Genomic DNA, 10,150 nt, shown 5'->3' on the forward strand with positions numbered 1-10,150 from the left:
TGTTCCAGTGATTGTGTTGCGCTATCATCCGTCAACGAGAGTGTGAAGGTCAGAACGCTTAACCACTGCCGGCATGAGTGTGTTGCCATGCGCGGGGTGTTACAGGGCGACGAGACCGAGAACGAGACGGCCGAAGCGGTCGAAGAGTTTCAGGGCTATCTCCCGTACGATGTCTCACAGACCACCATCGAAATCGTCCTCGCACTCTTCGTCCTGGTCGTCGGTTGGTACCTCTCGAAACTCGTCGTCCGTATCGCCGGCCGGACCGTCGCCCGCAAGATCGAACGCCCCAGCGTCACCCGAACCGTCCTCCGCGGCGTCAGGATTTCGGTCTTACTTCTGGCGGGGTTCATTGCTGCCGGCATCCTCGGCGTCGGCGACACGCAGATCCTCCTCTCGGTGACCGTCATTTCGGCCGTGATCGCGGTCGTCCTCGCACCGCTCGTCGGGAGCCTGATCAACGGCTTTTTCGTCCTGGCCGATCGCCCCTACGAGATCGGCGATATGATCGAGGTCACCGACGAGGGCCACAAGGGGTTCGTCGAGGATATCACGATCCGGTACACGAAGATCTTCACCCTCCAGAACACGTTTATCGTCATCCCGAACTCCGAAATCCACGAACGCGACGTGATCAACTACTCCGCCGAGGACGAACGGACGCGGATTTCAATCGCCTTCGACGTTACCTACGGTAGCGACCTCGAGACTGCACGCAAGCAGGCCGAACGGGCGGCCCGAACCGTCGATTTGGTCATCTCGGGCGGCCCCGATATCCGGATCGGGAGCGCTCGCTACGCCGCGGCACCGCTGTGTAACATCGAGGAGCACGGCGACCACGGCATCGCACTCGAACTCTACTTCTGGATCAAACACCCCTACAAACAGGCCGTCGCCCGGTCGGACGTTCAGGCGGCGGTCCGCAAACGGTTCGCGGAACTGGACGTCGAGTTCGCCTACCCGCGACGACATCACGTCTTCGACGAGAGCAGCGGCGTCGCCCGAATGGCCGTCGACGGTCGCGGGTCCGACCACTCGAACCCCGAGTCCGGGTCCGGGCCCGGGTCGCCGGTCACGCCGGGAAACCGACTCGCGGACGGCTCCGAAGCTGAGACGCCGCCGGAGGATGAACTCGACACCGAGTCCGACACGGAAGACCGGCGGGAACAATAACGGGTCGAGTTCACCGGCATCTCGAGGCCACCATCCACTCCCAATACAATCGCAGTCACTGCTCGTATCGCGACGCGGTTTGCAGTTGCAGCAGGCCAATCGGTACGGTGTTCTCCGATTCGGACGTTCTTCAGTATTCGCCGATTCCGAACCCCTTCCTCCCGCTGCCCGGGTATCGTGGTGGTATTTTATCCGGTTGCCCATCAAAGTCGAACGATAGCTCACAGATGTACGACGATATCCTTATTCCGACGGACGGAAGCGAGACGATTTCCGAGACGCTGGCCCACGGGTTACCCATCGCCGAACAAAACGACGCGACGGTCCACGGGCTGTACGTGGTCGACAGCCGGATCACCGCAGCGGCGACCGACGAGACCGGACCGGAACTGGAGCGGTCGCTCGAAGACGAAGGGGAAGACGCCGTCGCCGCCGTAGCGGACGACGCAGCGGCGAGCGACCTCGAGACCGTCAGTGAGGTGCGGAAAGGGACGCCATCCAAGACGATCCTCGAGTACGCCGACGAGCACGGGATCGACCTGATCGTGATCGGCACGCGCGGGAAGAGTCCGCGCGAAAAGGTGGTCTCGCTCGGGAGCGTCTCGGAACGAGTGGTCGATAACGCCGAGATTCCGGTCTTCGTCGTGCGCGATGCGGGCGCGGGTGAGTAATACTGTCGGACGGCAGTCAATACGAAGCCGATCGTGAATTTGGGGGTCGTCGCCCACAGTGATGACCCCAGCAAAACGATCGGATTCGCGTCGTTCTATCCAACAGTATCAGTAGACGTAACAGGGCCCGAATCGCAATCACACGGGACCCCGTCGTACCGCTAGGCGCGGGCGCTCTCGACCGTAATAACCTCACAGTCGAGATGCGTCCGAAGATACTGATCGATGTTCGGATTGTCGGTAAACCGCCGAAAAATCCGTCGCAGCCGACTCGCCTGTTGACTCCCGATCACGACAGCGTCGGCGGCCTCCGCCGCGACTTCGTCGAGAATACTCTCCTCGACGAGAAAGCCCGTCCGGACGACGTAGCGGACGTTCTCGAGGCGACCGAACGTGCTCTCGACGGCGTTTTTCAAATCTATTCGCGTGACTTTCTTTCCATTCTGATAGAGATCTACGTGTAGAACCGTCAACGCGGCATCTCTCTCGCGGGCGACCTCGATTGCCCGCTCGAGCGTCCGCCTCGAGTGCTTTGTCAACGGATACCGAACGGGGACCACGACCAACGACATTATACAATCGAACGATACCCTCGCGGGTAAACCTTTCAGTTCGGACAGTCTCGAATGCGATACTTTGTCACACACATGTGGCGGCTACGGTCGCCGTCGAGTACACCGACGGATGGTCGGTCGGACAGACAATCATTTACCGAACGCGCGGGTAGACGGGAGTATGCAACCCAGGTCAATCGAAAACGGAGAGACGATCTACATCTCCGAAACGGACGGTGACAGGGGATCGAAGGGCCCGTTTCTCGTCGCCTACGAGTCTCGAGATACCGAGCGCCGTTACGGCTGGTTCTGTGCGAACTGTGAGACCCTAGACAACGCGATGGATTCGATGGGCCGAATCAAGTGCAACGAATGCGGGAACTTCCGCAAGCCGACCGAATGGGACGCCGCTCACGAGTGATCGTCGTCGGTCCGGAAACCTCCGGTTGCTGCTGGTTCTGGCGCTAGCGGGAGTACGTCTCCGGTCTCGTGCTCGAGTCACCGAATCAACGTGTCCTCGACGTAATCAGCCGACTCTGCCCAAAAATCGGACGAGGTCGTTCTCAATTTTGCTCTTTCGACCGGGATTGGTTCCAACACGTGGAGAAAATCCTCCGAGTTCTTGTGACGTACCAACATTTATGGTGCAGGCCCGTGTAGGTAGCTGTGAATGGGTCCTGTTAACATGCGACTCGTCGAGCAGGCCAGGTCGATCTTCGCAGAGCTGGGATACACCGTTGAAGGAAACGGCCCGAAGTTCCGCGCCGAACGCGCGTGGAAGGTCGTCCACGTAAGTACCGTCCTCGAGACAGGAGAGTTACCGTCCGAGTCGGGACAGTTCCACTGTTTCGTCGCACAACCGGAGGACGCCGACAATCTGGAGAACAAACTTCGAAGCGTGGATCCGGACTACGAATGGGCCATCATGGTCGTCGACGGAGACGACTATCAGGTCGAACGCGCCCCGCCAGGACCGCGAGTCTCGGCGTAACGCTCGACCCCCGTACCCCGCTTATTCTTCGAGCGCGCGTCGCGTCGCCGTCACGCCGGCACCGGGATCGACGTCCGCACCCATCGACTCGAGGACGTCACCGAGAGCGGTCACCACGTAGATCACGTTTTCCGGCCGTGCGGAGTGTCCCATACAGCCGATCCGGAAGATTTCGCCGTCTAAATCGCCCAACCCGCTCGCGACCTCGAGATCGTAGCGATCGATCAGTTCGGAACAGACCTCGCCGTCGTCGACCCCGTCGGGGACGCGAACGGCGTTCAGACTGGGCAGCCAGTACTCGTCGGGTGCGTTCATCTCGAGGCCCATTCCTTCCATGCCGGCTTTCAGCGCGCCCGCGAGACGTTCGTGGCGCGCCCAGCGCGCTTCGATTCCTTCTTCCGCTACGAGACGGAGCGCCTCGCGAAGCGCGTAGACGTTGGTGATCGGTGCGGTGTGGTGGTAGGCGCGTTCGTCGCCCCAGTACCCCTCGAGCAGGGAGAGATCGAGGTACCACGACCGCGGCTCTTCTTCGCGCGCGAGGACTTTCTCCATCGCTTCGTCCGAGAGAGTAAGCGGGCTCGCCCCCGGCGGACAGGAGAGACACTTCTGTGGCCCCGCGTACGCGACGTCGATGTCCCACTCGTCGACGCGCAGTTCGACGCCGCCGATCGAGGTGACGGTGTCGGCGATTACCAGGGCGTCGTGGTCGTGGGCCGCGGCGGTGAGTTCCGGAACGTCGGGCTGGAGTACGCCCGTACTCGTCTCGGCGTGGACGAACCCGAAGACGTCCGGGTCGTGTTCGGCGAGCGCGTCGGAGACGTCCGCGGGGTCGAGTGGTTCTCCCCACGGCGCATCGACCTCGACGACCTCGCCGCCGGCCCGACGAGCCATCGAGGCCATTCGACCGCCGAAGTAGCCGTTCGTCGGCACGAGCATGGTGTCGCCCGGTTCGACGACGTTACCGATCGCGGCCTCCATGGCTGCGGAGCCGGTCCCCGATACCGGGATCGTCCACTGGTTGTCAGTTCGGAAGGTGTAACGGAGCAACTCCTGTACTTCGTTCATGATCTCGACGAACGACGGGTCGAGGTGACCCACGAGCGGCGTCGACATCGCCCGCAGAACGCGGGGGTTGACGTCGCTCGGTCCGGGCCCCATCAGCGTTCGATCCGGTGGCGTCAGTTCGCCGATCTCGGCTTCGTCAATCCGCTCGTCAGCATCTACCATGCATACCCATGGTATCGGGATCCTCAAAAACGTTCACGCATCGGCGACGACCGGTGGAAACTGCGGTCGGATGGATTTCACTACGAGTAGCCGGCGCGGAACTCCGCCGCCGGTTCCGTCAGGCGAATCCAGCCGATCGAACCGTCGGTTCCGTACGTCGCTTCCTCGGATGACTCTTCTTTGAGTTCTTCGCCGATCGGCTCGAGGTCCCGCTCGTCGATCTCGTTCCCTTCCTCGAAGACGAGAACGAACCCGTAGTGAGCGTTGTCCTCCTGTATCTGAACGACGCTGATATCGAAGACGAGTTCTTCGAGTACGTCTGCCGAAATATCCATCGCGGATAGTATCGAGCGTCCGAAGGTCCGCGTCATATGGGCTTCGGGCAATCGGTCGACCACTCGATTGATTCCCTCGAATTCGTCGGCGTAGCGTCGTTCATCCCCGTTTTCAACTTCGATGAGGCTGTCGATGACCGATCGCCCGCCGGAGGCATCGGAACTCGTGATTACGGTTCCGTCAGCGACGGCATGCACGTACTGGCTATTTCCATAGTAGTCGTAGCCGTCTTCGTGTCCGACGTGGTCCGGTCCATCATCCTCGAGGGCCGGCCCGACCGTTGCCGGATCGATATCGCCCTCGTAGACAGCGAAGCCGACTAACTTGTCGATTTCGTCATCGACGTACTCCGTAGTAATAATCCGATCGAGATCACGTAATCCGAGGGAGTCGACGCCGAGCCTGTCCAACTGGTATTCGACTGGTTCAAGAGCATCGTCCTCGAGAGCGTCGTCCGTCGCCACCAGCTCGGCTGGTGACCACGAGGAGATGATATAGTCGTCGGTGTCCAGGACGGACGGAGCCGGTACCCATCGGGTGACGCAGTCGTAATCGCCGTCAAAGGGATCGTCGAATTCATCGTCGATCCCGTCGGATGCGCTAGTTCCGACTCCGAGGCAACCGGCGAGACCGACCGTCGCTCCAGCAACCAGTCCGCTACTCGCGCTGAGATATCGCCTTCGATCCATCGCCCCTCATTGGTTACGTCTTCGGTGATAAACATCCGGCTCAGAACGATGTCGTCGTCCCGGCCTCGTTTCGTTCCACCGTTTTCGTCTCAAAAACAGTGGCTATTGCTATCACTAGCCATATATTGAAGTCCGTTCGCGGTGTAGACCGGCGGGCAATGGTCTTCAAGAAGATCACCCTGATCGGAACGAGCCCGGAGAGCTTCGACGCGGCGGCCGACGACGCCATCGACCGCGCCGAAGAAACACTCCAGAACGTCCACTGGATCGAAGTCGACGAACTCGGCGTCGAAGTCGCAAGCGCCGACGACCGTGAATATCAGGCGGAAGTCACCGTCGCCTTCCAGCTCGAGGACTAGCGAGCGTACCGTACCCGAACAGCCGCTATTTGATTTTTTGCGGGGAGGAGTTGTCTGCGCGTGACTCGAGTTATCGACTGTTCAGGGGCCGATGACAGATCGCAGTGTGCTGTCCCAACTGTTCAACTGTTCCAACTGTTCTAACTATCTCAATGCTTCGGCGAGAGCGGACGGCAACGTGCGGGCGAAAACGGGAACGGGAACGGGAACAGGAACGGGAAACGGGAAACGGGAACGGGAACTACGTTCGGAACGATTCGCCACAGCCACACTCGCTGACGACGTTCGGATTCTCGACGTGGAACCCCTCGGCCTGGAGTCCCTCTTCGTAGTCGAGAACGCTCCCTTCGATATACTTCAGGCTCGCGGGATCGACGAACACGCGCAGCTCGTGGTGTTCGTAGATCGTATCGTCGTCGTCCGGAGAGTCGTCGAACCGCATCCCGTAGGAAAGGCCAGCGCAGCCACCTTGCTGGACGAAGAGTCGAAGCCCCGCTTCGGTCGGATCTAGATCCTCACTCTCGAGCAAGGAACGCGCCTGCTCGGCCGCTATCTCCGTCACTTCGATCTGGGGGCGCGTGTTCGCCTGCCCGCCGTCTACACTGTCCGTGCTCATACCTTTCCCTTCCGTCGCAACGATGTTAACTGTGACGCCATCGACGACCACGTTACGGTCGCCGGCCGTGCGTACGATTCACTTGGCTCTGCCGTACGTCCACGAGTTCGACTGCATCCGTCACACGCCGGCGAACTATCGCTTCGCCACTCCACCCACGTCTTGCAGCGACTCAACACTGCTGTACTGACCGGTAGTACCAGCCGAACTGCCGCTTATCGTTCCGGGAGAGTTCGATGTTATGCTGGGCCAGTAACTCGAGCATCCGCTCCGGTTCGCACTCGTACCACATCGAAAGGAGCCGGACGTTTTTCTGTGCGTAATCGTAGTTCCGCTCGAGAACCCGCCCGTCAGTCGGATCGACCGCAGGCTCGCGCTCATGCTCGTGCTCACGCGGTGGCATCACGCGTTTTCCTCACACGCCCAGTACCGTAAAACCGGGTTGCAAATCATTGAGGTACCCTACGACGCCGTAACGGCCGATTACGCGTCGTCGCCGTCGCGATCGAGTCGTCGCCGAACGCTTTCGGCGTGGGCCTCGAGCCCTTCGGCAGCCGCGAGCGTAGTGATCGTCTCGCCGATATCGGCTAACCCTTCCCTCGAGAGGCGCTGTACGGTCGTCGACCGGAGGAACGTTTCGACCGACAGCCCGCCGGTTATCCGCGCGCCGCCGTTGGTCGGCAGCACGTGGTTGGTTCCGCTAGCGTAATCGCCCGCGGCGACGGGCGTGTTCGAGCCGAGGAAGACGCTACCCGCGCTGTCGATCCGCTCGAGGACCGATTCGTCGTCATCGGCGATGATCGAGAGGTGTTCCGGCGCGTACTCCTCGGTGAAGAGGATCGCTTCACTCATCGACCGGGCGAGCAAGACACCGCTGGCCTCGTTGTCGAGCGCATCACGAATCACTTCTTCGCGCTCGCGCGCGTTGGCTTGCTCGTCGACGGCCGCGGCGACTGCTTCGGCGGTTCCGTCGTCGGCCGTGACGGCGACGACCGAGGCGTTAGGATCGTGTTCGGCCTGAGCGACCAGTTCCGCCGCCACGAGGTCCGGATCGGCCGTTTCGTCCGCGACGACGACCACTTCGCTCGGGCCGGCGAGGAAATCGATCTCGACGTCGCCACGAACCGCGGCCTTGGCCGCGGTAACCCACTTGTTTCCGGGGCCGACGATCTTCTGGACGCGGTTGATCGACTCGGTACCGTACGCCAGGCCCGCGATCGCCTGTGCGCCACCGACGCTGTAGACGACGTCTGCACCCGCAGCGTGAATCGCCGCCAACGTGGCGGGATTTACCTCGTCGGCGGGGGGCGTGACGACCGCGATATGGTCGACACCCGCGACGACCGCCGGCACGACGCCCATGATCGCACTCGAGGGATAGGCTGCGGAGCCACCGGGAACGTAGACGCCGACGCGATCGAGCGGGCGAAATCGGCGGCCGAGCTCTCGTCCGTCCGAAAATTTTTCCCGCCAGTCATCGGGCACCTGTGCTTCGTGGAACTCCGTGACGTTCGTCACAGCGGTCTCGATCGCTTCTCGGAGGTCATCCGGAAGTTCGTCGTACGCGCGCTCGCAATCGTCAGTGATTGCCATGTTGCCGAGTTCGACGGCGTCGAACTCGCTCGTATACTCACGAACGGCGACGTCGCCCTCCTCGCGAACACGGTCGACGATCTCCCGTACGTCTCCCCTGATTGCTTCGATACCGGCATCCCGGTTGAAGAACGCGGCGCGATCGCTCGGCCCGAGATCCGCGATTTCCCGCACGTCAACTGTCATACCAACGCTTTCGTGCGGTAGTCGAAAAACGGTTTCCTTCTCCCCATGTAATAGTATAGTAGCCTCTGGGAGTTAGTGCACGATTGCACGACGCGAGCGCGGTTCGGAGCCCGACGTGTGAGAACCGCGGACAGTGTGATCGGTGTGTAAACAGGCCCAGTTGTTACTCTAGCTTAGGCGTTCCCGTTCTCAACGGACCAGATACCGACGGCGTCGAGCGTCGCCCTGATGAATAGATAGACGACGATGAGGAACCCGATGGTCGCAAACGGTGCCTGCAGAAGCTCTGCCACACCCCGTCCGAAGATCAGCTGGCTGAATCCGCGGACGAAGAAACTCAGGACAACGAGCCCGATTCCGATTACTGCGAGCTTGACGAACCCCTCTCGGTCCATACGTACTCATCCAACGGCGGCCGCTAAACCGTATCGATTGCTCTCGTTTCCATCCCCTGTATCGATCACCGATCACCCCTCACAGATCGTGGTGGGGCGTGTCATTCAGGCGCTGCATAACTATTCATCGCCCAGCGCACCTCCGCAATATGTGGCCATGGGAACACGCGATTATGGGTTATCTCGTCTATTCGCTGTTCTGTCATACCGTGTTTCGTGACTCGCCCGGCGGCCTCGAGGCATTTGCGGTCGTGTTTGCCTCCGTCCTGCCGGATCTCATCGACAAGCCACTGGCCTGGGAGTACGGCGTCTTCGATGTCGGCTACGCCATCGGTCACTCGATATTCTTTGCCGTTCCGCTGTCGATCATCGTTGGGCTCATTGCACGGTCGGCCGGTCGGCCTCGAGCCGGGCTTGCGTTCGCGCTCGGCTATCTCATCCATCTTCCGGCCGACGTGCTCGACGCCTATCTTCGTGATGACGTCGTTCAGTTCGAACTCATGCTCTGGCCGATTGCGACTGTCGACGGAGACGACCCCAGCCACGGCTTCCTCGACTACTTCGGACAACTGTTCGGTCGCTACCAGAGTGAGTTGCTAGCCGGTGATCTCTCGACGTACCTCTGGTTGCAACTCGGCATGGCCCTCTTCGCACTCTCGCTGTGGCTTTACGACGGCGCACCCGTTCTTCGGGAACTCTTGGTCGGCTGCAAGCGACTCATCCTCGGCGTACTCGGGCGCGATCGGTCGGCCGAGGATACTCTCGAGCGATGAGTGTGATCTCGAAGCGTTACTGCATACTCCCTCTCAAACCCACGTATTCGGGTTCCGAACCACGAACGGACGATAGCCATCGGTAATCGATACAATACCGTCCGCGTTGCGCGGTCACACGAGTGTCAGAGTGTTGGATTCGAGAGACTGTCTCCGCGAGAATGATCAACGTGGTACAGACGGCGACCGAGACGACGGCCTTATGTATGGACTCGGACTTCCGTACTAATGCGAACGACGTGGCGTATCTGCCACGTCCCCTCCGGCCGTGTTCCGGCACGGAGGTAGGCACTGCATCCATGCTTTCGACCCGGATATCGATCGACGGTTCCGGTCTCGAGGGCGCTCGGATCGTTCGTGGATAACGCCGTTTCATCGGCGTTGCGGTACGATGCCCTTATATGCGCTGGGCGCGTATCGTATATTGCACGAATGGTCTCCCCGGTTGCGGTTTCCGGTGAGCTCCGATCCGACGCCCTTATATGCACGAGGGCATTCGGATGTGAATGCAAAGAAGAAGTGATCGACGGAACGTTCAACTCGTTCCGTCATCTCGGATCACTCGAGTCCGAAGGGGTTATGTACCC

Annotated in this window: 13 protein-coding genes; 6 read left to right on the plus strand and 7 right to left on the minus strand. The window is 60.7% G+C overall.

The genetic code is table 11. The features are described from left to right. Positions 1–87 precede the first annotated feature (87 nt). On the plus strand, positions 88–1,173 hold the full coding sequence (locus GS429_RS20545; RefSeq protein ID WP_160067698.1) for a mechanosensitive ion channel family protein: 1,086 nt from the start codon (positions 88–90) through the stop codon (positions 1,171–1,173). A gap of 227 nt (positions 1,174–1,400) precedes the next feature. Continuing rightward, positions 1,401–1,844, plus strand: a complete 444-nt coding sequence (locus GS429_RS20550; RefSeq protein ID WP_160067700.1) for a universal stress protein — start codon at positions 1,401–1,403, stop codon at positions 1,842–1,844. A 161-nt stretch (positions 1,845–2,005) separates the two neighbouring features. Here GS429_RS20550 and GS429_RS20555 read toward each other — a convergent pair whose 3' ends face one another. Then, positions 2,006–2,416, minus strand: coding sequence for a universal stress protein (locus tag GS429_RS20555; RefSeq protein ID WP_160067702.1), 411 nt, complete (start codon positions 2,414–2,416; stop codon positions 2,006–2,008). 163 nt (positions 2,417–2,579) lie between these two features. On the opposite strand from GS429_RS20555, the gene GS429_RS20560 reads away from it, so the two are divergent. Together GS429_RS20560 and GS429_RS20565 are read left to right on the plus strand one after the other, a co-directional pair. Continuing rightward, positions 2,580–2,819, plus strand: coding sequence for a DUF5816 domain-containing protein (locus GS429_RS20560; protein WP_160067704.1), 240 nt, complete (start codon positions 2,580–2,582; stop codon positions 2,817–2,819). A gap of 264 nt (positions 2,820–3,083) precedes the next feature. Continuing rightward, entirely contained in the window at positions 3,084–3,389 is a 306-nt protein-coding gene (locus tag GS429_RS20565; protein ID WP_160067742.1) for a DUF7116 family protein, read from the plus strand. Between the two features lie 21 nt (positions 3,390–3,410). On the opposite strand, the gene GS429_RS20570 is transcribed toward GS429_RS20565, so the two are convergent. Further along, positions 3,411–4,616 carry a pyridoxal-phosphate-dependent aminotransferase family protein gene (locus GS429_RS20570; protein WP_160067706.1) on the minus strand — a complete coding sequence of 402 codons (1,206 nt, stop codon included), beginning with the start codon at positions 4,614–4,616 and terminating at the stop codon, positions 3,411–3,413. A gap of 80 nt (positions 4,617–4,696) precedes the next feature. Next, positions 4,697–5,641 (minus strand): hypothetical protein, encoded by a 945-nt coding sequence (locus GS429_RS20575; RefSeq protein ID WP_160067708.1) that lies wholly within the window; start codon positions 5,639–5,641, stop codon positions 4,697–4,699. Positions 5,642–5,799: 158 nt separating this feature from the next. On the opposite strand from GS429_RS20575, the gene GS429_RS20580 reads away from it, so the two are divergent. Next, positions 5,800–6,000: a dodecin gene (locus tag GS429_RS20580; protein WP_160067710.1), complete on the plus strand. Its 201-nt coding sequence runs from the start codon at positions 5,800–5,802 to the stop codon at positions 5,998–6,000. A gap of 241 nt (positions 6,001–6,241) precedes the next feature. Here GS429_RS20580 and GS429_RS20585 read toward each other — a convergent pair whose 3' ends face one another. From GS429_RS20585 to GS429_RS20600, 4 genes are all read right to left on the minus strand, one after another. Beyond that, positions 6,242–6,616: a HesB/IscA family protein gene (locus GS429_RS20585; RefSeq protein WP_160067712.1), complete on the minus strand. Its 375-nt coding sequence runs from the start codon at positions 6,614–6,616 to the stop codon at positions 6,242–6,244. A gap of 172 nt (positions 6,617–6,788) precedes the next feature. Beyond that, positions 6,789–7,019 (minus strand): hypothetical protein, encoded by a 231-nt coding sequence (locus tag GS429_RS20590; RefSeq protein ID WP_160067714.1) that lies wholly within the window; start codon positions 7,017–7,019, stop codon positions 6,789–6,791. Between the two features lie 80 nt (positions 7,020–7,099). Next, a complete protein-coding gene (gene hisD, locus GS429_RS20595) occupies positions 7,100–8,395 on the minus strand; it encodes a histidinol dehydrogenase (RefSeq protein ID WP_160067716.1) in 1,296 nt (431 codons plus the stop codon). Positions 8,396–8,568: 173 nt separating this feature from the next. After that, a complete protein-coding gene (locus GS429_RS20600; protein WP_160067718.1) occupies positions 8,569–8,790 on the minus strand; it encodes a hypothetical protein in 222 nt (73 codons plus the stop codon). A 149-nt stretch (positions 8,791–8,939) separates the two neighbouring features. Between GS429_RS20600 and GS429_RS20605 the strand changes: the two genes are divergently transcribed. Next, positions 8,940–9,563: a metal-dependent hydrolase gene (locus GS429_RS20605; protein WP_160067720.1), complete on the plus strand. Its 624-nt coding sequence runs from the start codon at positions 8,940–8,942 to the stop codon at positions 9,561–9,563. Positions 9,564–10,150: the final 587 nt, after the last annotated feature.

The organism is Natronorubrum halalkaliphilum, assembly GCF_009834785.1.
GTDB lineage: Archaea > Halobacteriota > Halobacteria > Halobacteriales > Natrialbaceae > Natronorubrum > Natronorubrum halalkaliphilum.

Excerpts from the sequence above, each read along its gene's own strand:
- GS429_RS20545 (WP_160067698.1), top strand. The coding sequence starts at position 88 with ATGCGCGGGGTGTTACAGGGCGACGAGACCGAGAACGAGACGGCCGAA.
- GS429_RS20550 (WP_160067700.1), top strand. The coding sequence starts at position 1,401 with ATGTACGACGATATCCTTATTCCGACGGACGGAAGCGAGACGATTTCC.
- GS429_RS20555 (WP_160067702.1), bottom strand. The coding sequence starts at position 2,416 with ATGTCGTTGGTCGTGGTCCCCGTTCGGTATCCGTTGACAAAGCACTCG.
- GS429_RS20560 (WP_160067704.1), top strand. The coding sequence starts at position 2,580 with ATGCAACCCAGGTCAATCGAAAACGGAGAGACGATCTACATCTCCGAA.
- GS429_RS20565 (WP_160067742.1), top strand. The coding sequence starts at position 3,084 with ATGCGACTCGTCGAGCAGGCCAGGTCGATCTTCGCAGAGCTGGGATAC.
- GS429_RS20570 (WP_160067706.1), bottom strand. The coding sequence starts at position 4,616 with ATGGTAGATGCTGACGAGCGGATTGACGAAGCCGAGATCGGCGAACTG.
- GS429_RS20575 (WP_160067708.1), bottom strand. The coding sequence starts at position 5,641 with ATGGATCGAAGGCGATATCTCAGCGCGAGTAGCGGACTGGTTGCTGGA.
- GS429_RS20580 (WP_160067710.1), top strand. The coding sequence starts at position 5,800 with ATGGTCTTCAAGAAGATCACCCTGATCGGAACGAGCCCGGAGAGCTTC.
- GS429_RS20585 (WP_160067712.1), bottom strand. The coding sequence starts at position 6,616 with ATGAGCACGGACAGTGTAGACGGCGGGCAGGCGAACACGCGCCCCCAG.
- GS429_RS20590 (WP_160067714.1), bottom strand. The coding sequence starts at position 7,019 with ATGCCACCGCGTGAGCACGAGCATGAGCGCGAGCCTGCGGTCGATCCG.
- hisD (WP_160067716.1), bottom strand. The coding sequence starts at position 8,395 with ATGACAGTTGACGTGCGGGAAATCGCGGATCTCGGGCCGAGCGATCGC.
- GS429_RS20600 (WP_160067718.1), bottom strand. The coding sequence starts at position 8,790 with ATGGACCGAGAGGGGTTCGTCAAGCTCGCAGTAATCGGAATCGGGCTC.
- GS429_RS20605 (WP_160067720.1), top strand. The coding sequence starts at position 8,940 with ATGTGGCCATGGGAACACGCGATTATGGGTTATCTCGTCTATTCGCTG.